This is a genomic window from Gluconobacter sp. P1D12_c, assembly GCF_018812105.1.
GTDB lineage: Bacteria > Pseudomonadota > Alphaproteobacteria > Acetobacterales > Acetobacteraceae > Gluconobacter > Gluconobacter oxydans_A.
Genome location: NZ_JACSIQ010000020.1, coordinates 1 through 19,059, shown reverse-complemented (window position 1 = coordinate 19,059; position 19,059 = coordinate 1). Strand labels below are relative to the sequence as shown.

22 protein-coding genes and 2 pseudogenes are annotated in these 19,059 nt (G+C 54.0%); 12 read left to right on the top strand and 12 right to left on the bottom strand.

Features of this window, described 5'->3' with window-relative positions; all coding sequences use genetic code 11:
- Positions 1-119: pseudogene (locus KP705_RS14280) on the top strand (IS481 family transposase); the annotation flags it as partial.
- Between the two features lie 38 nt (positions 120-157).
- Here KP705_RS14280 and KP705_RS14275 read toward each other — a convergent pair.
- On the bottom strand, positions 158-1,126 hold the full coding sequence (locus KP705_RS14275; RefSeq protein ID WP_016738651.1) for a carbon-nitrogen hydrolase family protein: 969 nt from the start codon (positions 1,124-1,126) through the stop codon (positions 158-160).
- 98 nt (positions 1,127-1,224) lie between these two features.
- On the opposite strand from KP705_RS14275, the gene KP705_RS14270 reads away from it, so the two are divergent.
- A complete protein-coding gene (locus tag KP705_RS14270; protein ID WP_029495917.1) occupies positions 1,225-2,148 on the top strand; it encodes a LysR substrate-binding domain-containing protein in 924 nt (307 codons plus the stop codon).
- An 87-nt stretch (positions 2,149-2,235) separates the two neighbouring features.
- Here KP705_RS14270 and KP705_RS14265 read toward each other — a convergent pair whose 3' ends face one another.
- Complete coding sequence (locus KP705_RS14265; RefSeq protein WP_016738649.1) at positions 2,236-2,691, bottom strand: hypothetical protein; 456 nt, start codon at positions 2,689-2,691, stop codon at positions 2,236-2,238.
- Positions 2,692-2,806: 115 nt separating this feature from the next.
- Here KP705_RS14265 and KP705_RS14260 point away from each other — a divergent pair, with 115 nt between their 5' ends.
- The 5 genes from KP705_RS14260 to KP705_RS14240 all read left to right on the top strand — a co-directional run bounded on the left by KP705_RS14260 (position 2,807) and on the right by KP705_RS14240 (position 7,519).
- Entirely contained in the window at positions 2,807-3,343 is a 537-nt protein-coding gene (locus KP705_RS14260) for an SMC-Scp complex subunit ScpB (protein ID WP_015074850.1), read from the top strand.
- Between the two features lie 151 nt (positions 3,344-3,494).
- The gene (locus KP705_RS14255) at positions 3,495-4,493 is read left to right on the top strand and encodes a site-specific integrase (protein ID WP_015074851.1); all 999 of its coding nucleotides are present in this window, start codon (positions 3,495-3,497) and stop codon (positions 4,491-4,493) included.
- A 3-nt stretch (positions 4,494-4,496) separates the two neighbouring features.
- Positions 4,497-5,282, top strand: a complete 786-nt coding sequence (locus tag KP705_RS14250; protein ID WP_015074852.1) for a hypothetical protein — start codon at positions 4,497-4,499, stop codon at positions 5,280-5,282.
- Positions 5,275-6,033 carry a ScpA family protein gene (locus tag KP705_RS14245; RefSeq protein ID WP_015074853.1) on the top strand — a complete coding sequence of 253 codons (759 nt, stop codon included), beginning with the start codon at positions 5,275-5,277 and terminating at the stop codon, positions 6,031-6,033. Before KP705_RS14250 ends, KP705_RS14245 begins: the two co-directional genes overlap by 8 nt.
- A gap of 562 nt (positions 6,034-6,595) precedes the next feature.
- On the top strand, positions 6,596-7,519 hold the full coding sequence (locus tag KP705_RS14240; RefSeq protein ID WP_016738647.1) for a replication protein RepA: 924 nt from the start codon (positions 6,596-6,598) through the stop codon (positions 7,517-7,519).
- A 91-nt stretch (positions 7,520-7,610) separates the two neighbouring features.
- Here the strand turns inward: KP705_RS14240 and KP705_RS14235 are convergent, their stop codons facing one another.
- Both KP705_RS14235 and KP705_RS14230 read right to left on the bottom strand, forming a co-directional pair.
- Positions 7,611-7,931, bottom strand: a complete 321-nt coding sequence (locus tag KP705_RS14235) for a hypothetical protein (RefSeq protein ID WP_015074855.1) — start codon at positions 7,929-7,931, stop codon at positions 7,611-7,613.
- Positions 7,932-8,292: 361 nt separating this feature from the next.
- On the bottom strand, positions 8,293-9,315 hold the full coding sequence (locus KP705_RS14230; RefSeq protein WP_015074857.1) for an alpha/beta hydrolase: 1,023 nt from the start codon (positions 9,313-9,315) through the stop codon (positions 8,293-8,295).
- A gap of 138 nt (positions 9,316-9,453) precedes the next feature.
- Here KP705_RS14230 and KP705_RS14225 point away from each other — a divergent pair, with 138 nt between their 5' ends.
- The gene (locus KP705_RS14225; protein ID WP_015074858.1) at positions 9,454-9,948 is read left to right on the top strand and encodes a MarR family winged helix-turn-helix transcriptional regulator; all 495 of its coding nucleotides are present in this window, start codon (positions 9,454-9,456) and stop codon (positions 9,946-9,948) included.
- Positions 9,949-10,367: 419 nt separating this feature from the next.
- On the opposite strand, the gene fghA is transcribed toward KP705_RS14225, so the two are convergent.
- The 6 genes from fghA to KP705_RS14195 all read right to left on the bottom strand — a co-directional run bounded on the left by fghA (position 10,368) and on the right by KP705_RS14195 (position 14,765).
- Complete coding sequence (gene fghA, locus KP705_RS14220; RefSeq protein WP_003618986.1) at positions 10,368-11,195, bottom strand: S-formylglutathione hydrolase; 828 nt, start codon at positions 11,193-11,195, stop codon at positions 10,368-10,370.
- Between the two features lie 24 nt (positions 11,196-11,219).
- On the bottom strand, positions 11,220-11,621 hold the full coding sequence (locus tag KP705_RS14215) for a VOC family protein (RefSeq protein ID WP_003618982.1): 402 nt from the start codon (positions 11,619-11,621) through the stop codon (positions 11,220-11,222).
- A 59-nt stretch (positions 11,622-11,680) separates the two neighbouring features.
- Positions 11,681-12,790 (bottom strand): S-(hydroxymethyl)glutathione dehydrogenase/class III alcohol dehydrogenase, encoded by a 1,110-nt coding sequence (locus KP705_RS14210; RefSeq protein ID WP_016738644.1) that lies wholly within the window; start codon positions 12,788-12,790, stop codon positions 11,681-11,683.
- 41 nt (positions 12,791-12,831) lie between these two features.
- Positions 12,832-13,107: a formaldehyde-responsive transcriptional repressor FrmR gene (gene frmR / locus KP705_RS14205; protein ID WP_015074861.1), complete on the bottom strand. Its 276-nt coding sequence runs from the start codon at positions 13,105-13,107 to the stop codon at positions 12,832-12,834.
- Positions 13,108-13,492: 385 nt separating this feature from the next.
- Positions 13,493-14,380 (bottom strand): MBL fold metallo-hydrolase, encoded by an 888-nt coding sequence (locus tag KP705_RS14200; protein WP_015074864.1) that lies wholly within the window; start codon positions 14,378-14,380, stop codon positions 13,493-13,495.
- Positions 14,381-14,432: 52 nt separating this feature from the next.
- Positions 14,433-14,765, bottom strand: a complete 333-nt coding sequence (locus KP705_RS14195; protein ID WP_016737605.1) for a YciI family protein — start codon at positions 14,763-14,765, stop codon at positions 14,433-14,435.
- 115 nt (positions 14,766-14,880) lie between these two features.
- On the opposite strand from KP705_RS14195, the gene KP705_RS14190 reads away from it, so the two are divergent.
- The gene (locus KP705_RS14190; RefSeq protein WP_015074865.1) at positions 14,881-15,801 is read left to right on the top strand and encodes a LysR family transcriptional regulator; all 921 of its coding nucleotides are present in this window, start codon (positions 14,881-14,883) and stop codon (positions 15,799-15,801) included.
- A 31-nt stretch (positions 15,802-15,832) separates the two neighbouring features.
- Here KP705_RS14190 and KP705_RS14185 read toward each other — a convergent pair whose 3' ends face one another.
- Positions 15,833-16,579: an SDR family oxidoreductase gene (locus tag KP705_RS14185; RefSeq protein WP_016737604.1), complete on the bottom strand. Its 747-nt coding sequence runs from the start codon at positions 16,577-16,579 to the stop codon at positions 15,833-15,835.
- Between the two features lie 149 nt (positions 16,580-16,728).
- Between KP705_RS14185 and KP705_RS14180 the strand changes: the two genes are divergently transcribed.
- Positions 16,729-17,643: a helix-turn-helix domain-containing protein gene (locus KP705_RS14180; protein ID WP_015074867.1), complete on the top strand. Its 915-nt coding sequence runs from the start codon at positions 16,729-16,731 to the stop codon at positions 17,641-17,643.
- A 19-nt stretch (positions 17,644-17,662) separates the two neighbouring features.
- On the opposite strand, the gene KP705_RS14175 is transcribed toward KP705_RS14180, so the two are convergent.
- Positions 17,663-18,112, bottom strand: coding sequence for a DUF2938 family protein (locus tag KP705_RS14175; protein WP_308267565.1), 450 nt, complete (start codon positions 18,110-18,112; stop codon positions 17,663-17,665).
- Between the two features lie 137 nt (positions 18,113-18,249).
- On the opposite strand from KP705_RS14175, the gene KP705_RS14170 reads away from it, so the two are divergent.
- Both KP705_RS14170 and KP705_RS14165 read left to right on the top strand, forming a co-directional pair.
- On the top strand, positions 18,250-18,702 hold the full coding sequence (locus KP705_RS14170) for an Rrf2 family transcriptional regulator (RefSeq protein ID WP_080578982.1): 453 nt from the start codon (positions 18,250-18,252) through the stop codon (positions 18,700-18,702).
- A 76-nt stretch (positions 18,703-18,778) separates the two neighbouring features.
- Positions 18,779-19,059 (top strand): annotated as a pseudogene (locus tag KP705_RS14165) (IS481 family transposase); the annotation flags it as partial.

Below are 19,059 nucleotides of genomic sequence, written 5' to 3'. Positions count from 1 at the left end.
GAAGACTCAAGACCCTCAGTGGCCTTACCCCTTACGAATACATCTGCAAAATCTGGACTTCAGAGCCAGAAAGATTCATCATCAATCCAAACCATCAAATCCCGGGACTAAACATCTAGGAACAGCTTCCATAAATACCACGATGGGCGGCACTATTTTATTCGATCTCCACCTTTGACAGTGAAGCATCGATCTCTTGCGCAGAGAACGATACCGGATTTTGACAGGCGTTGTTAACCTGCAAGCTGAAGATATCAGGGCGGGCATAATGCCCCGCCACGTCGAGGTCATATTTCCCCCGGATGACATCATCCAGATCAATATCCACCGTAATGATGGCTTCACGATCATAGATCGGGCCTGCGATGATTTCTCCGAGCGGATTGACGATCACGCTTCCGCCACGAATGAGAACGGTTTCCGGGTTGTTACCCTGATGACAGGTATAATTTTCCGGCGCATCCGCACGCGTCATGTACTGACAGGCACTGAGCACAAACGTCCGTCCTTCATAGGCAATATGCCGCATGGAAGCCTGCCAGATATCGCGCTCATCCACCGTAGGCGCACACCAGAGATTGATACCCCGGGCATACATACTCTGACGTAGGTCGGGCATGTAATTTTCCCAACAGATCGCAGCTCCGATACGCCCAATCTCTGTTTCGAACACTGGAATGGTCGAACCATCTCCCTGTCCCCAGACCAGTCGTTCGGTGCCGGTCGGCATCAGCTTGCGGTGTTTGCCAAGAAGCGCCCCATCTGGCCCAAAAAAGAGCGCCGTACAATACAACGTCGCCCCATCTCGTTCGATAACCCCAACAACGAGATGGGCCTTCATCTTCGCTGCGAAAGAGCCGATCCGTGCTGTTTCTGCTCCCGGAACGTCAATGGCTGATTTCCAGTATCGAAGGTAATCCTCACGCCCTTCAGGGAAGCGGCTTCCAAGAACAGCGCCGAAACTCAGCCCTTTTGGATATCCACCGATATACGCCTCGGGAAAGACTGCGAGTTCAACCCCCTGCGCTGCAGCGGCTTCGCAATGGGCCTCCATCCGATCCAGTGTCCGGGGAGTGTCGAAAAGACTGGTTCCCGCCTGAATAACGGCGACGCGACGCTGGCTCATGTCCGGCTCTCTCATGCATGTAGTGGATTACAGGAACAGGAAGAGTGGACTTTCTCCCATTATTGGGCAAATTGATTGTTTTGATAGTCAAAATCATTATGGTCGATATTTCACGTCTTGATTTCAATCTGACGACTACTTTTCTGGCACTCTGGGAAGAACGCAGCGTCTCCCGAGCAGCAAAACGATTATCACTGAGCCAGTCAGCCGTCAGTGCGTCTTTGGGCCGCCTGAGGGAAGCGGCGGATGACCCTTTGTTCGTCCGCACCCGTGGGGGTATGCAGCCAACACTTCGTGCAATCGCCATGGCGGAACCGCTTCAGGCCGGAGTCGCTCTGATCCAGAACGCATTCTCGACTGTTACTGCCTTTGATCCCGCAACCAGCCGACAACATTTTTCCATAGGGATGTCTGACGATTTCCAGATTGCAATTGGGCCGCTGATAACAAGGCGGCTGGCAGAAGAAGCGCCCCGTGTTTCAGTGACATTCAGGCAGGCTAACACACACCGCGTGGAGGCCCTTTTTGAAGCGGGCGAAATCGACTTTGCCGTTGTCGCACAGCCGAATGTGCGCTCCGGATTGCAGCGGCAGGAGATCGGGCGGTCCGGTTATGCCTGCCTACTTGATCAAGTCGCCTGCGACCTTACACTGCCGCTAACACTGACAGATTATCTGTCTCTGCCACATCTTCTGGTCTCGTTTTCAGGCCGCGAGGGCATTGTAGATCAAGCCTTGAAAGATCTTGGTCACTCACGACGGGTGCAATCGGCGCTGACACATTTCTCTGCCCTTCCTCCCTTCCTGATCGGGACGCGTGCCGTTGCCACACTACCTGTTCATGCCGCCCAAAGTCTTGCTGCTGTTTCAGGCCTTACTGTCTGCGCGACACCCATTGATTTGGGAGACTATTCTGTATCGATCCTCTGGCAGAAAACGGCCGATAATCTCTGGATGCGCCAGGTTATAAGCGATGCCTTCCTGGCGATTTTACCGGGCTTAGAGGCAATCTATTCGGGTTAATCTCGTATCGTAAATGTCTGATATCGGACAACAATAAACTGATAGCCGGCCTTCCGCCTCCTCCCAAAAGCAAATAGAGAGCTCAGCTTAGCCCGTTCCAGTCTCATCAAGCGTTACCCCAATGCGATAAGGCCCTTCAAAAAAGTCCCCGAGCGCCAACCGTCGTCGGAACGTAAGCCGCCGTTGCGCCAAATGGTACACGCGATCATGCAGCAGATGGCAGCGCTGGCACAGCGCCCGAAGATTGCGCAACCGGTTGACCGTGGGGTCGTGGTTCAGATGCGCAGCAGCCAAAACCACTTTAGTCTGTCGGGTCTGAAGCAGAGCGATCAAATCCGGAGGCGCGACAGGTCGTCCCCTTCCATTAAACCAATGCCCCGTCTCCGGATGCTTCCAACGTCCCCCGGGAAGGACCTGCAGGGTTTGTCCATGGGGTCGGCCACACCGCTGGCACATTCCCCCGGCTCGCTCGAACCGCACCTGTCGGCTCAACTCGGGCCAGTTGGGAGGATAAAGCGCTTTCAGTTCCCGTCGGATCGGCATTCCTGTCCTTTAGCACAAAAACAACGTTTGAAGACGACGTCCTCCGGAGCCTGGCCGCCAAAAGATCCACCCCGAGCATATCGCAAACCCTGGCGGAAAACGGAGAACCGGCCCTATGTTCTCGACCATGACGTCTTCTGTCCCCGATCCCGTCCGTCTCGCTGAAGCCCTCCTCTTCCAGAGCAGCGGTCCTGTGTCCCGAATAATGCTGGCGCGGGCTCTGGGAGACGACGTAGACATCGCCCAGATCCTGAACCAAGTGGCCAGACGCACCGAGGGGCTGGGGTTTGAGTTGGTCGCGGCTGGAGACGGCTGGATGTTCCGCACCGCCCCCGATCTGGCAGAAATCCTGAGGGCGGTATTGGAGCGACCGCCAGAACGCCTGCCCCGGGCCGTGCTAGAAATACTGCTGCTGATTGCCGCGCGTCAGCCGGTCACCCGGCCCGAGATCGAAAGTTTCCGGGATGCGGCCCTGCCCCAAAAAACCCTGACCCTGCTGCAGGAGAAAGATCTCATTCGCAGCGTCGGTCGTAAGCCTGTGCCGGGTCAGCCTCAGCTCTGGGCCACGACCGAAACCTTTCTCGTGACCTACGGCCTGAAGTCCCTGGCGGAGCTGGATCCGCTGCTGGAAGGCCTCAGAGGGCCGCTTTAGGCCCTTTTGGGCTCGTTCTGAGGGAATTCTAAGACCGTTTTTTGTCACTCTAACACGTGGTAATGTTCTCTTACCGCGTGTTAGATCAAGGTTGCTTTAATTGTTGTCTTACGGCAGATTTATTGGATATTTCAGAGGGAAGATCACCGGCATGACAGTCCCGACAGATCCCGCAGAGCGTCTCTCCGAAGCGCCCTCCCCTGCTCTGCAAAGTGCCTTGGACGCCGCAAAAGACAGTGCCCGGACCGCAGCCTATGCACCCGAAACCCTGCGAGCCTATGCTCATGATTGGCAGGCCTTCTGTCACTGGTGCAACGAACACGACACGCCCCCACTTCCGGCCGCTCCTCCCGTCGTTGCGGCCTGGCTGCACAGTCTGGCACCACGTTTCAGCCGCTCGGCTCTCAACCGTCGCCTGGCTGCCATTGGCTATCAGCATCGCATGCGGGGGTTGGAGTGGAGCTCCGGCCATGCGGCCATCCGCACTACCCTCCGCGCGGCAGGGCGTGTGTATGGCGCGCCTCAGAAACAGGCCGCTGCCCTCACCTCCCAGGAACTCCGTAAGCTCGTCGCCCCCGAGCATAGCAAAACCGTCGAAGCGCTGGCGGATCTGCGCGATCGGGCCCTTCTGCTGATCGGCTTTGCCGGGGCGCTGCGCCGTTCAGAGCTGGTTGCTTTAACGACAGAGACCGTCCGGATCGTGGGAACCGGCGTGAAGCTCCATATCGCCCGCAGCAAGACAGACCCCGAACACCGGGGCGAAGAAATTTTTCTGCCGCGCGGCAGGCATCGCGAAACCTGTCCGGTTTTGGCTCTGGAGCGCTGGCTGAAAAAGGCCGAGATTATTGACGGTCCCCTCTTCCGGTCTATCAATCGCTGGGAGCAGGTGGGACGCGATGCCCTGCATCCGGATGCCGTCCGGCAGATCCTGCTGCGCCGTGCTGGGGTAACCGGGCTTAAGGTGCCTTCCGGGGAACGCCTCAGCCCGCATGGGCTGCGTGCCGGCTTCGTCACTGAGGCCTTCCGGGCTAATGCCCGTGACGAGCAGATCATGGCACACACCCGCCACCGGGACCTGCGCAGCATGCGCCGCTATGTCCGTCGGGCCCGTCTGGACCTGGATTCTCCCGCCCATCTTCTGGACCTGTAGCCCGTGCCACAGACAACGGCTGAAATCATCGCCGACGTTGATGCGACAGTCGCGCGCCTGGAAGCCTATCGTCTGGAACTGGAAGCACGACCCGTTGCCCACGGGTATCTCGAACCGGGCCCCAGTGACGACGATGAACTGGGGGGCGGCTTTCGTCTCCCCACCCGTCCAGCGCTCACCCGCCACACCCCAAGGCCACCGGCAAGCGGCACGGCATTTTCAATCGCCGGGTCAGAGCTGTTAGAGCCGAAGACCCCTCTTTCTCGTCCGCTATTCAATCCTCAACCGGACTGGCTGGCACATGTCTTGACCGTCACAGGGTCAGAAGCCGTGCTGGCCCAGTTCCGGGCGGCAGCAGCGGGGACTGGGCGTCTGTCGTGGGGACCGGATGTCACCAACCGCGAAGATCTGAGCCGGATCTTTCCCGTTGGGGACTCCCGGACAGCCGCTTTGATCGGCCAGATTGTCCAGACTCAGACGGTCCTTCTCGCGCAGGAGACAGGATCGAGCTCTGTTCCGTTTGACCTTAATGCCCTTTGTCCTATGCCTCTGGATCTTCTCTCCCTCGGCCCCGCTTCCCCCATGACACAAACGTGGCTGTGGGAGCACTGGGGAACCTCCCGGCCACTGCGGCAAGTCGAAGTCATGGACGGGCATCCGAAAAAGATCACCAACCACTGGAGTGTTTCTTTCTGGTCGGCGGACTGGACGCCTTGGCCGGCTCTTCGGGCCATTGCGACCCAATGGCCCGACCTCACCTTTTCCATACGCCCGCTTTACGATGTCTGAGGGACTGCTTTTGGAAGTTGGAGCCTGGCAGGGCCCGCTGGAGGCGCTGCTGCAGGCCGTCCGCCATCGTGCGATAGATCTTCGGACGCTTCCGCTGAGAGAGCTGATCGACCAGTTTTTGATCTGCGTGGAAGAGCGACTTAAAAACCGTCCTCTCGAACAGACTGCGAACGATCTTGTTCTGGCAGCGACCCTTCTTCAAATGCGCTCGGCTCTTCTGCTTCGGGAAGATACTGAAGAGCACCTTGCCGCCCACTCCGCAGCCGAGCAGCTCCAACGCGCCCTGCTTCGAAAGGACAAGCTTTTGCAAGCCGTGGAGTGCTTTGAAACTCGGCCTGTGCTGGGCGAAAGTGTTTTTGGACGCGGGAAACTGCCCCCCTCGCCTTCTGCTGCTGAGACAGCGTCTTCAATCCTCACCCAAGATCTACTGGACGCGCTTTTGTCAGCATCTCGTCGGAGGGCAAAGCTGCGGCCCCCAGAGAGTATCTTCCAGCCTTCTTTAGTACCGCGTGTTTCTGTTCAGGACGCTTTGGCATGGTGGCAGCGGAAAGTTCGGGACTATCCGGAGAGCACGTGGGACCTCGTCGAGGGCGTGATTCATTTTTCTCTTGGAGCCAGCCCTCAAAACCTAATGCAGCGCAAGGCCGCGTGGGCTGCTCATCTTTCGGCCGTTTTGGAACTTGAAAAACGAGGAGAATTATATCTTAGACAGTTGCACCTGCCACGAACATTTGCAGTTGATCGTCCCTGACCAGCTATCCCGGTAAGCTTACTGTCGCAATCAGCGGATTCAGAATTATCTTCGATATCTCACTGAAGTTAAGGCTAATTTTATCCTACATTTAGAAATTAGGCCATTAGAATCAATATGTTTGGTTCTCTATTCAAACGGTACGATGAGAAATTTTTGCACCGCCTAACGGCCAGCTTATTGTGCCATTCAGTTGTTTGGACTCTTCTCGCTCTATCCCCCTCGCTGTCCGCATCATCCTCTTTCACATCTTTTGGACTCTTCTCGCACCCTCTTGGACTTTCCTCGCTCATTGCAGACAGCCGTAATGCACAGCGATTTGAATTTAGAACAGTTATCCCCTGGGATCTCCTCGCTCATTTCTTGGGCTTTGCTCGCTACAATGGTGGTTATCCCTTGGACTCTGGTCGCGCATATCTAATAAATATATCTAATAATCTTCCTAGAGCGCGCGAGCAGAGTCCAAACCACGGCGAGTGGAGTCCAAGGGAGTTCTGTGGAAAAATCGCCGCGAGCAAAGTCCAAATTGACACCCGATCGTCGGCCATGGAAAGTCAGGTTCATGGGTGAAATACACAATCTTCTTGAACGCCATGGACTCCATGAAGCTCGGCGACAGGCGTCTCTCGATGGGCAGCTAAGCCGTGTATGTGTCGATGCTGCTCATGAAGTATTAAGTGATGAAGCTTTACAAATTGGCATCACTCATTCGGGCTTTGCGATGGCTGCTCTGCCTCATAAAAAGACTGAAGAGACCGTATGGGAACGTGAAGGCGGAGGAATCAAACTTCTTATTGAAAGCGGCTTAAACGACGACAAAACTCCCGTGGGTATTCCATACGGCTCAATGGCTCGTATGATTCTCCTCTATTTACAAACTCAAGCAGTAAAGACACAATCCCGTGAAGTCGAGCTTGGCTCTTCGATGAATGCTTGGCTTAAAGTAATGGGAATTACTGTTGGTGGGAAAACTTATAATTCCGTAAGAGACCAAGCAAAAAGAATCAGTCAGTGCAGACTAACATTTTTTCGCGTCCACAATGGAGCAAAAATGGTTAGTAACGGAGCATTTGTACGGGACGCAATCTTTCCAATTCAGGAAGATGAAAATCAACCTTCGTTTTGGAGAGAAGTTGTTCGTTTAGACGAAAGTTTTTACGAAAGCTTGATTGACCACCCTTTGCCACTTCGGGAAGTAGCAATTCGTCAAATATCCGGAAAATCAAAAGCGATAGATACATATATTTGGTTAGCTTACAGGCTACATATTCTCAAAGAACCAGTATCTATCTCGTGGTATGCTTTCAAAGGGCAGTTTGGACCAGAATATGCGCGTATGCGTGACTTCAAACGTGATATTACAGGCCCACTAAAACTAGCCCTCTCTGTTTATCCAGAAGCACACGTAGATGTTGATATGGAAAAAGGGTTGATACTATATCCCTCCCCTCCTCCAGTACCAGAGAGACGTATACTAGGGCGTTAAATATATACCTATTGATTCGAAAAATAAAGATAAGGCCAAATATTGCTTGTTAGGCGAAACAATAAGTAATTTGAATAATGCCTATATCGCTTTAGATATCATCTGGAAAATTATCGCTTGCCCAGGCAATAAAGCTATCAGGACGAATGAGCGAGATATAAAGGCCCCAATAGCCCTTCGCATGACAAGCGATGTAAGAAAGCTGATCCCGATAACAATCAGAAAGTTTTCGCAATGAATTGCTCTTACTGAGATCAAGTAGAAGAGTTTTTCCGTTTAAAAGATGTTCCTTCAGGTGCGTCCGGTCACTCAGTTCGAAATCACAAGAGATCAGGAATTTGGTGAGATCGCCATACAGGCTCTCAATGTTTGCCAGCCAAACTATCTGTAAACGTCCGCTTTCGAGAAGCATGTAGCCTGCATCTAATCGGCCGGAAGTAGGCGACTGCTGCCTGTCTGCTCCTGCATCACGGAGCAGACAGGCAGATCAGGCGGGTGAGCAGAATGTCGGCTGTTGGGCGGTAAGACTGGAAAATCGGTCATTCGTGCAATCGACTGTCACGACACAAATGGGCGTCTCCTGAAGATCAACCTGACAACCTACTTCGTCGGGCGAGAGCTGTCCGTCTCATAAGACCCCGCATATATGCAGTCGTCATGCCAGCGATAGGTTCATGGTCAGTGCCTGAGGGACGGAGCAGAAACTGCAGCCAGCGCGAGGCTGAAGCGCTCCCTCTTTTTGGAGGAAATTGCTTCAGACCGCCCCTGTTCTCTCACTTTACCTTCGTAAAGGCATCGCGCAGGAAATGAGCCGCCTGGGCGACTGCGGCGGTGGCCGCCGGCGTCTTGGCAAGCGCATTGAGCATAACGAAATCGTGGATCGTCGCGTTATAGCGGGTCGTTATGACCGGCACGCCAGCTTCGACCAGGCGTCGGGCGTAGGCCTCGCCCTCGTCACGCAGGACATCGTTTTCATCTGTGATGACCAATGCTGGCGCCTGCCCGTGCAGGATGGAGTCCGGCGTGTTCAGCGGCGAAACATGCGGCTGGGCGCGGTCCGTGCCGGCAGGCAGATACTGGTTCCAGAAATAATCCATGGCTTTCGCTGTCAGCCAGGGGCCACTGGCGAACTCGTGATAGGATCCGTCATTCATCGCGGCATCGGTCACCGGATAGAACAGGAGCTGGGCTACGGGCCTGGGTCCATGCCGCTCCGCAACGAGGGCGGAGACGACCGCAACCATATTACCACCGACGCTGTCTCCGGCGATGGCAATGCGGGATGGATCGATCCCGAATTCGACCGGATGACGAGCGACATACTCCAGAACCGCATAATCCTGCTCGATCGCAGTTGGATAACGCGCCTCGGGCGAGCGTTCGTAATCGACGAAGATGACCACCGCACCGCTGCCCGCCGCCAGATCGCGCACGAGGCGGTCATGGCTGGCCGGGCCGCCCATCACCCAACCGGCACCATGATAATAGACGATGGCCGGCGCATGGTTCGGGGCGTCGAACGGGCGATAGATCCGGATGCGTGTGCTGCCGGTCGGGCCAACGGGGAGCACGCGGTCGGTGATCCGGGCAGAGGGAGCGGTGACCTTCACCGACGCCTGCGCGCCGTCCAGCAGCGCACGGGCATCGTGCGGGGACAGCGAGGGGATGGCCGGGACATGGGCGGTGGCGAGGTCGCTGAGGAAATGCTGGGTCGTGGGCTCCAGCACGGGAGCGGCGAGCGCGGGCGCGGCGGCAATAGCGGTAGCCAAGGCGATGACTGTGGAGAGGCGCTTCATGATGGAAAACTCCGTATCGATCAGGCTGCGATCGGCCTGTGAAGCATTACATATCGCGTGCGATATTATCGCGCAACATGTTAGAGTGCATAGCTCCTATGCATTAACATCGCCCGAGATTTGATATTACGCGATATAATGGCCCTGCTTATGGAGGACGATATGAACGAAGACCCATCCACACCTGATCTGTCGAATTTCGTGTGCTTCTCGCTGTATGCCGCGAGCCACGCCTTCAATCGGCTGTACCAACCGCTGCTCGAGCCGCTCGGTCTCACCTATCCGCAATATCTAGTAATGACCGTCCTGTGGAGCAGTGACGGCAGACTTGTCGGCGAAATCGGATCACAACTCGATCTGGTTAGCTCCACCCTGACCCCATTGCTCAAGCGGCTGGAGGGCGCTGGCCTTGTGGAGCGCACCCGCGACCAGAAGGACGAACGACAGGTGCGCGTTCATCTGACCGAGGCCGGTCGGGCCCTGCGCGTTCAGGCCGAGACGATTCCGGCTTGTGTGTTAACGGCGACCGGGCTGTCGATCACCGAACTGCGGGACTTGCGTAATCGGGTCGACCGGCTGCGCCAAGCCGTCAGCTCTCCGCGTGCTCCGGGCTGCAATTCCGACGATCATTGAGCCTGTCATCCATCAATAACCGTTTCCAGGGAGACTGGTCTTGAGTTCCCCCTACGCCCTAACAGAGACGAGCGGGGTCATCGCACTTGGCCGCCGGCACATACCGCGCATTTTAGGCGGGATGCTCGTGATGTTGGTCGTGATCGACAACAGCCTATTCTCGCAAGCCATGAACACGTCCGTTTCAGAGAAGCGAAGAGCGACGCTCTGGCTTCTGACATGTAGGCGACTGCTGCCTGTCTGCTCTAATATCGCTGAGCAAACAGGCAAATCGTGGAAGAAAACAAAACAGTTGGACTGCTTCCGGATAAAAGGTGCGGAAAGCTGCCAGCTGATTTCACAGTTTGAAAGATGCCCCTAACAGATTTTATCTCCACTCAAAGCCAGAAAATTCCAGATCCAAAAAACTGACAATCTATTCATCGTAGTTTACTCACGAAATATCTGAGATGATCTGCAATAAAACTGGCTACAAAATAATAGCTGTGATCGTAATCAGGACGAAGATTCAGGATGAGTTCCTGCCCTGCATTCTGTGCGGCTTCCTGGAACAGTTCTGGCCTGAGCTGTTCTTTCAGAAACTGGTCCGCCAGACCCTGATCTATCAGAACAGGCAGTCTTTCCTTCGCTGTCCGCACAAGTTCAAGCGGGTCATAGGCTGCCCAACTGGCACGATCCGGCCCCAGATAAGCACTGAATGCTTTTTCACCCCATGGTACCTGCGTTGGCGCCACAATGGGTGAAAAGGCTGACACAGAACGATAGCGGCCAGGATTACGCAGCGCGATCATGATGGCGCCAAATCCACCCATCGAATGTCCCGCAATGCCTCGCTGCTGCGTAACCGGAAAGCTCGCCTCAATCAGCGCAGGAAGTTCCGTGACGACGTAATCATACATCCGATAATGCGCAGCCCACGGCTCCTGCGTCGCATTGAGGTAAAATCCGGCACCCTGTCCAAGATCGTACGCATCGTCATCGGCCACACCCACGCCCCGTGGACTGGTATCCGACGCGACAATGGCGATGCCCAGTTCTGCGGCCACGCGTTGCGCGCCAGCCTTGCCAATGAAATTCTGCTCCGTACATGTCAGACCGGAGAGCCAGTAAAGAACGGGAACCTTTTCAGTTTTTGCCTGCGGCGGCAGGTAGATCGCGAAGTTTGCTTCCACACCCAACGACACGGACTTGTGTCGCCAGACTTCCTGCACGCCCCCAAAAGAGGCATGTGTTTCCTTGCGTTCCATGGCTCTCACTGCCTTTTGCGCATGTCAGTTACCGTCCGTGAAGGTATAACTGCAGATCTTGTTCCCTGCCGGATCCCGGAGATAGGCAGCGTAAGCGCCCGGTAAGTGGCTTCGCGGGCCGGGTGCGCCTTCATCGGTTCCCCCATTGGCAAGACCTGCAGCATGAAAAGCCTCCACTTCGGCGGGTGTCGCTGCTGCAAAACCGATGGTGACACCGTTGCTTGAGGGCGCTTCACCGTTGCCTGGACGTGCAATGATGAAGGCTGGCTTTTCGCGGCCATACAGAATCCACCCATGCCCGAACGGCCCCAGGTTTTTTATGCCCAGAGCCGCAAGCGCGGCGTCATAGAATTTCGCGGATACCGCAGTATCCACTGCCCCAAGAAAAACGTGAGAGAAAACACCGTCACCGGAAATAACTGCCATGATCGTTCTCCTGTAATTTCCAACCATTGGAAATGATGTTGCGCGGTGAGACGCAGACCTTAGAAATGAATGACGGAACGGATGGATTTTCCCTCATGCATCAGATCGAAGGCCGTATTGATGTCTTCGAGCGGCATGGTGTGGGTTACGAAAGGCGCAAGTTCGATATCGCCACGCATGGCATCTTCGACCATGCCGGGAAGCTGGCTGCGTCCCTTGACCCCACCGAAAGCCGAGCCGCGCCACGAACGCCCCGTCACAAGCTGGAAGGGACGGGTTGATATCTCCTGACCGGCCCCTGCCACTCCGATGACGATCGACTGCCCCCATCCACGATGCGCGGCTTCCAGCGCCGCGCGCATGACATTGACGTTGCCGATACATTCAAAGGTGTGATCAATACCCCAGCCGGTCATTTCCACCAGAACCTGCTGGATCGGTCTGTCGTAGTCCTTCGGATTGAGGAACTCCGTAGCACCGAAGGCCTTGGCAAGTTCAAACTTTTCCGGGTTGGTATCAATAGCGAAAATCCGGCCAGCCTTTGCCTGTCGCGCTCCCTGAATGACCGCCAGACCGATCCCGCCCAGACCGAAGACGGCAACCGTATCTCCCGGCTGCACCTTGGCCGTGTTGTGTACCGCACCAATCCCTGTGGTGACGCCACATCCCAACAGACAGACATGCCCTGGATTGGATGCGGGATTGATTTTTGCCAGAGAAACCTCGGCGACAACCGTGTATTCGCTGAACGTCGAACACCCCATGTAATGATGGATCGGCTGACCTTTGTAGGAGAAGCGTGTCGTGCCATCCGGCATCACACCTTTACCCTGTGTGGCGCGCACTGAAATGCAGAGATTGGTTTTTCCCGACTTACAGAACAGACATTCACCGCATTCCGCCGTGTAAAGCGGAATGACATGGTCGCCGGGGGCAACGCTGGTGACCCCTTCTCCGACCTCGATGACAATTCCCGCGCCTTCGTGACCCAAAACGGCTGGGAACAGTCCCTCGGGATCATCCCCTGACAGGGTAAACGCATCAGTGTGGCACACACCCGTATGCGTGATCTGCACGAGCACCTCACCAGCACGAGGAGGCGCTACATCGATCTCGACAATCTCAAGGGGCTTACCCGCCTCGAAAGCAACTGCGGCCCGTGATTTCATGATTTTTTCTCCAAATAACCTATCAGCCAGCATCGAGGGCATTACCGGAGATAGGATCGAACGAGTGACACCACATTCTCGATCGAACCACTGGCAGCATCACGATCACCGGCACACTCAACAAATTCTTCCCGCAGGTGGCTTTCGAGAACACCGGCCATTAATCCGTTGATCGCTCCCCGGATAGCCGCCACCTGTTGCAGCACCGGACCGCAATCAGTTCCCTTCTCCAAAGCCTGTTCCAGCGCATCAAGTTGCCCGCGAATACGGCGCACGCGGGCCAGAACGCGCTTTTTCTCAGCCGGTGTGTGCGGCACGAACGCTTACTCCCGAATATACTACCCTTGAGTATCCTTGTCATACTATAGGGCAGTATGACGAGGATATAAGGGCGTGCTTGTCATATGATCCGATCACAATTCCGTATCGCTGAAATTTTCATCGCAACGTCCATGGGTTGCCCGTCTGTGTCTTGGGATCATTCAAGAGGTACAATTAGTGAGATCCAGACAATCTCTGCAACAAGGCTTTGAAGCGCTGATGTCCGCTATTTGGCAAACAACCTTGTGGTCCAAACGACCGACATGAGGGCGACTGCCGCCTGTCTGTTCTGGTTCCCTTGAGCAGACAGGCGAATTAGGGAGGAAAGCGGAATGTCCGCAATGGAATTGAACGAGGTGAACAGCGGACATAATGGCAGCCCTAGAGGAAAGACCAACCCCTTCCCTGGTCGTATGTCATCACTTTTCCAGCGGATGTCATCGGAAAATGCGATGTGAATACTGCTGCGGTGTGTTCGGCAGCATAATTCAAAGCCCATTTGCGCGATATGATGGCTATCTGAGGATCTGCATCAAAAACGGCACTCCACTCCGGAATACACACCTGAATAGGGTGATGCATGACATCACCCGTGAAGAGCGCACGCTCCATACCTGATTTCAGCACAAGAGACGCGTGATGTGGCGTATGCCCAGGTGTGGGGTGAAAGGAAATTCCTTCAAGAACTTCGGATCCGTCTACGTCAATCTGATCCGCAAGACCCGCCGAGATAATCGGATCAACGCTATCAATGCGTGTCATGAAACTGGTTTTATTACGGACGCTATCATGAACTGGATTACTGAAAAAATCATATTCGGCTCTAGAAAAGACATATCGGGCATTCGGGAAGGTCGGAACCCAGATGCCATTTTGCAGGCGTGTGTTCCACCCCACATGATCAACATGCAGATGGGTGAGAAGAACAAAATCGATATCTTCTGGCCGGACGCCAGCGCGCATCAGATTTTCAAGCCACACGGTGTGCAAGTGATCGAAATACAGAGCAGCAGGTCGAGCCTTGCTATTCCCGGCCCCCGTATCCACAAGAATGTTCCGACCGCGATCCTTGATGAGCCAGCTATGAACGCTCAAAAGGATTTTCGTTTCTGAAGCATCCAGCGTTTCAGACAGATCAGGATAGACCTGAAGTGCCGTTGCATCATCCCAGTCAGGAAGCAAGTGTTCTGGAGTGAGTGCTGCCAGCGTCAGATCCTGTATTTTTAGTATGCGGGCATCCCCTACAGTATACCACTGAAGATCGTTCATAATCCCAAGGCTCTGTTTTCGTTCTTATTTCTCAAAAAACACAGCGCTGTCGTCATGAAGGGAAAAGAGACTTCAATTCTTGCGGGAGTGCGCCTGTTGCATGGTTTGACAGGCACCCGAATAGTGGGTCCCATTCTTCAATCCGCAGATCACAAATCAAACCTTCGGATGCAAAGGGATCACCGGCAATCATCGCGTCAATCTCCTGCCGATTGGCGCCTTTCATAATTAGAAAGCCGGAGCGCAATGGGGTACCTTTCAACGGACCGGAGGCCAGCAGGCTGCCTTCCTGAATAAGGCGCCTGAGATACAACACGTGGGCTGCGACATGCTGTCCCCATCCCTCGCCGTCAGGGTGGTCCATGCGCACAAGATAAACAGGCATTTCGAAAGTCTCCACCAGAACTAGACTTGCCAATCACTCGAAGCCTTCAGCATATTCCTCTTTTTCGCTGGATAAATTGTCGATACGAGACATCAGTCACAACTGAGGATGATGAATGCTTGACCGGTTAACCAGCATGAAGATTTTTATCAAGGTCGTGGAATTGGGGTCCTTTGCTGCGGCCTCCCAGCATCTGACTTTGTCGCCGCAGATGGTCGCCAAGCATATAGAGGCTCTGGAGCATCACCTTGGTGCTCGCCTGTTGCATCGAACGACACGTCGGCAAAGTCTGACTGAAACAGGACGCCTCTATTGCGAGCAATGTCGGCTTGTTCTGCAGGCTGCTGAACAAGCTGACAGTCTGGCAGCCAATATGCTTGGCACACCGCGCGGCACATTATCTGTCAGCGTCCCAGTCACCTTCGGGCGAACGGTATTTCTATCATTTATTCACAGTTTTCAAAAAAGATACCCAGAAATTCAAGTGCATTTATCCCTGACAGACCAACTGGTTCACCCCACAATGGATGGTCATGAGGCTGTGATCCGAATTGGTGAACTGGAAACGGACCTTACAGCGGTCAGTCGTCCTTTGACGGCCTATCGTCGGGTCATCTGCGCGGCTCAAACCTATCTGGAAAAACACGGTTTTCCAGGGCAGCCCGAAGATCTGATGCGCCACGAGTGTCTCGTATATGAAAACTCCGGCGGCCCTGTAACCACGTGGTACCTTTCTCAGGGGAGCGTTACGCGACCTGTCACCGTGTCCGGGAAGATAATCAGTAATGATTCAAGTGTTCTGCATTCTGCAGCTCTTGGTGGCGATGGCATTCTGCTGGGATACGAGCAGGCTCTGCTTCCAGATATGAAAAGCAAACGGCTTGTCCGGCTTATGCCCAGGTGGAAAGTTCCGGACAGGCCCATGCACCTGCTCTATAACGCAGGTCCGGTTATGACACCAAAGCTGCGGGTCTTTGTGACCGAGCTTCAAGAGGCTTTCCAGCCTGAAGCCTCTTTTCGACGGAAGGGTGCCTGACTCCTAAGCTCAGTTGGCAATAAGTTCCTGTTCACCATCCCTGTTCAGTCGGAAGAACAAACAGTTCTGCAACATCCATGCGTGCAGGTGATTTCAAAGCAAAAAGGATGCTGTCTGCTATGTCCTCGCCTTCGAGAAAGGTCATGGACGCTGCAAGATCATCCATTTGTTTGCGGTAATCAGCATCTGTAATGTGGTCGTAAAGCTCCGATTTTACGGCTCCCGGCTGAATGCAGGTAATGCGGATATTATGCTTTGGTCCGATCTCCATTCTGAGGCCGTCTGAAAACGCTGTCACCGCAGCTTTGGTGGCACAATAAACGGCGAGACCCGTAAAGACTTTCCGGCCTGCAATCGAGGACATGTTAAAAATATGGCCCGAATGTTGTGCGATCATCTGCGGAAGAACGGCTGCCGTTCCATTAAGAACACCGGATATATTGACGTCCACCATCTGCTGCCATTCGTCCACTTTCACGCTGTCAACGCTAGATAGGGGCATCAGGCCCGCATTGTTGACCAGAACATCAATCCTTCCAAATTGGGCAATCAAGCTCTTTGCGGCTTCTTGACACGAGACAAGGTCAGTAACGTCCGTCACCAGAGGAATCGCTCGACCGCCAGCCTTGATAATCTCACTGACAAGTGCATTCAGGCGATCATGACGACGTGCCGCCAGGCCGACTGTCATTCCTTCTGCTGCAAGTTTGCGCGCTGTTGCCGCACCAATGCCACTGGATGCTCCGGTCACCAGAGCAATTTTTCCTGCAATGTTCATAATCTTCTCCACGCAACGAGCCTTCAATCGCCCTTGTTGGTCGAAGGAGGTGTAAATTATGCCAGAAGATATCTCTCTTGGCTTCTTGCTGAAACTATTGCGATTTTGCGCTATAGATAGTCGTGCATGGAAATCAGGGAGTGTAACAGATGGGGGTGCCCTGCCTTCCTTCTCGGCGTGCTGCCAGTTTGGCACTGGAGCAACTTCTCCCCGGGAAGAAAATCGCACAAAGTGAAGGGGATGTCTGGAACGACGTTGACGTCCAGATCTTCTCTCGCCCGTTACAAGAAGACGAAATTCTTGTACCTGCCGTCGCAGAACCCTTGCTTGTCTGGGTTATCAGCGGAGAAGCAAATATTGAAGAGCGTGAACTGACAGGACCTTGGGAACAGAGCAAGGCAAAAGCTGGAACGTTTTACCTCACGCAGACGGACACACCCTATCTGATGCGTTGGCAGGGCAAGGACGACACTTGTTTTGAAGTGTTGCATCTCTATCTTGGACTTGAGCTTGTTAACCGAGCCGCCATGTCATTAAATCTGAACTCCTCACGTATTCGAATGCGGGATGTCTCGGGAGGACAGGACGTTTTTATATCAGGCATTTTGAGTGGTCTGGTAGCTGAAATGCAATCTCCCGCCATTGCAAATCCCTTATTTGTAAATGGTCTTCTGGAAAGTCTGACAGTTCATCTTTTAAGACAGTATGCTGATGCCAGAGCTAAGATAAAGCTACGATCCACTCTCTTGCCCACATGGAAACTGCGTAGAGTTCTTGATCATATGGAAGCACATCTGGCTGAGGCATTTGATTTGGATTGTCTTGCTGCTTTGTGTGGCATGAGCCGTTTTCACTTCAGTCGCTCATTCCGTACAACCACGGGACAAACCCCCTCTGGTTGGTTCATGCAGCACCGCGTCCAGAAAGCATCAGAAATGCTTCGTAAGACCAATCTTTCCATTATCGAGATCGCCTTGGGGATCGGATACGACAGTCCAAGTCACTTTGCTCAGGTCTTCCGCAGAGTGAAAGGTGTCAGTCCTCGTGACTATAGAAAACTGTAATCACTCTCTGAATAAGGTTTCAGAAAAAACCTTGGTAAAAAAGTTCACCTAAATACAGTCCCATTCCAAAGACAGCATGAGCGCTTATACTGAGAAATAGTCCTTTTCCAGGATTGGGAGCCCTAAGTCCGAAAAAACCGCCGCCCAAAGCGGGTTTCATAAACAGGAATGGCGCTAAAAGCGTAATCAGTCCGAAGATCAGACCATTCAACAATGTGGGGACTGTCTCTGCTATGACAGTCACAAAACTGAGATACAGTGCAGCATAAATAGCACCAATCAGATAATGAAATGCCCAGCCGACAACTGCCTCTCCTTTCAGGATCGGTCTTTTTCCAATCATTGGATCATAGATCCTGCCGTTGCGCCACCCTATGACCCAGCGGCCCGTGACAGGCCAGTTGGCTGCAGGAATTCCAGTCAATGGTTTCTGGGCTTGTTGCCAGATATCGGATGCGGCAGTCGCCACGACGCCGACTGTCCAGAATTTCGAGCAAATTCATACAGCATGTCCTCGAAGTAAGAGTGTTCTCACACACTTTCATGTCACTTTTCTAGTTTCATGATATACTGACGAAATCGCACTCTAGCAACACAATAAGTTACATGAGACAAGATAACAGATTATCCTGTGTGCTCCACGTACTCCTGCATATGGCAGAAGCAGGGGGGCCCATGACGTCAGAAGCCCTGGCTCGCGCCCTTAACACCAACCCCGTGGTTGTGCGACGTCTTATGGGCGGTCTGCGTGAGCATGGATATGTGCACTCCGAGAAAGGACATGGCGGGGGGTGGACGCTTTCATGCCAGTTGGATCGGGTAACGCTGCGAGATATTTACGAGGCTCTTGATGCCCCAAGATTATTCGCCATAGGGAACCGAAGTGAAAAGACTGAATGCCTTGTTGAGGAAGCCGTTAACGATGCATTGAGTGGCGTCCTTGCGGATGTTACGGTCCAACTTCTCGCGCGTTTTGGCCAGATTACACTTGCAGCGCTTCATGCCGACTTCCATCAGAGGCTAGCAGCGCGTCATGCTCCGGCCACGCTCTGCAAGTAGACCAAGGGCTGATGGCTAGGTGTTTAGTCCCGGGATTTGATGGGGTATTATTTTCACGCGAGTGGAAGGAAGCCTTATGGGACAGATACGTCATGGCAGCGCCACGACCACGCACGCCGTGCGAGCAGCAMTACAGCGATCGCAGGCTTCGCTCGCGGCGCTGAGCGAGGAGTTCGGGATCAACCCGAAAACMGTTGCRAAATGGCGMAAGCGCCAGACTGTCGAAGATCAGAAAACTGGCCCTAAAGAGCCTCGCTCAACGAGCCTGACAGAAACCGAAGAAGCCATGGCAGTCGCTTTTCGCCGGCATACKTTRCTGCCGCTGGATGACTGCCTTTATGCCCTGCAGGCCAGCAT

What these genes read in the sequence shown, in the direction of transcription:
- KP705_RS14270 (WP_029495917.1), top strand. Translation starts at nt 1,225, where the DNA reads ATGGTCGATATTTCACGTCTTGATTTCAATCTGACGACTACTTTTCTG.
- KP705_RS14255 (WP_015074851.1), top strand. Translation starts at nt 3,495, where the DNA reads ATGACAGTCCCGACAGATCCCGCAGAGCGTCTCTCCGAAGCGCCCTCC.
- KP705_RS14185 (WP_016737604.1), bottom strand. Translation starts at nt 16,579, where the DNA reads ATGAACATTGCAGGAAAAATTGCTCTGGTGACCGGAGCATCCAGTGGC.
- KP705_RS14190 (WP_015074865.1), top strand. Translation starts at nt 14,881, where the DNA reads ATGCTTGACCGGTTAACCAGCATGAAGATTTTTATCAAGGTCGTGGAA.
- KP705_RS14225 (WP_015074858.1), top strand. Translation starts at nt 9,454, where the DNA reads ATGGCCCTGCTTATGGAGGACGATATGAACGAAGACCCATCCACACCT.
- fghA (WP_003618986.1), bottom strand. Translation starts at nt 11,195, where the DNA reads ATGGAACGCAAGGAAACACATGCCTCTTTTGGGGGCGTGCAGGAAGTC.
- KP705_RS14180 (WP_015074867.1), top strand. Translation starts at nt 16,729, where the DNA reads ATGGGGGTGCCCTGCCTTCCTTCTCGGCGTGCTGCCAGTTTGGCACTG.
- KP705_RS14195 (WP_016737605.1), bottom strand. Translation starts at nt 14,765, where the DNA reads ATGCCTGTTTATCTTGTGCGCATGGACCACCCTGACGGCGAGGGATGG.
- KP705_RS14260 (WP_015074850.1), top strand. Translation starts at nt 2,807, where the DNA reads ATGTTCTCGACCATGACGTCTTCTGTCCCCGATCCCGTCCGTCTCGCT.
- KP705_RS14230 (WP_015074857.1), bottom strand. Translation starts at nt 9,315, where the DNA reads ATGAAGCGCCTCTCCACAGTCATCGCCTTGGCTACCGCTATTGCCGCC.
- KP705_RS14245 (WP_015074853.1), top strand. Translation starts at nt 5,275, where the DNA reads ATGTCTGAGGGACTGCTTTTGGAAGTTGGAGCCTGGCAGGGCCCGCTG.
- KP705_RS14240 (WP_016738647.1), top strand. Translation starts at nt 6,596, where the DNA reads ATGGGTGAAATACACAATCTTCTTGAACGCCATGGACTCCATGAAGCT.
- KP705_RS14265 (WP_016738649.1), bottom strand. Translation starts at nt 2,691, where the DNA reads ATGCCGATCCGACGGGAACTGAAAGCGCTTTATCCTCCCAACTGGCCC.
- KP705_RS14200 (WP_015074864.1), bottom strand. Translation starts at nt 14,380, where the DNA reads ATGAACGATCTTCAGTGGTATACTGTAGGGGATGCCCGCATACTAAAA.
- KP705_RS14275 (WP_016738651.1), bottom strand. Translation starts at nt 1,126, where the DNA reads ATGAGCCAGCGTCGCGTCGCCGTTATTCAGGCGGGAACCAGTCTTTTC.
- KP705_RS14235 (WP_015074855.1), bottom strand. Translation starts at nt 7,931, where the DNA reads ATGCTTCTCGAAAGCGGACGTTTACAGATAGTTTGGCTGGCAAACATT.
- KP705_RS14170 (WP_080578982.1), top strand. Translation starts at nt 18,250, where the DNA reads ATGAGACAAGATAACAGATTATCCTGTGTGCTCCACGTACTCCTGCAT.
- KP705_RS14215 (WP_003618982.1), bottom strand. Translation starts at nt 11,621, where the DNA reads ATGGCAGTTATTTCCGGTGACGGTGTTTTCTCTCACGTTTTTCTTGGG.
- KP705_RS14210 (WP_016738644.1), bottom strand. Translation starts at nt 12,790, where the DNA reads ATGAAATCACGGGCCGCAGTTGCTTTCGAGGCGGGTAAGCCCCTTGAG.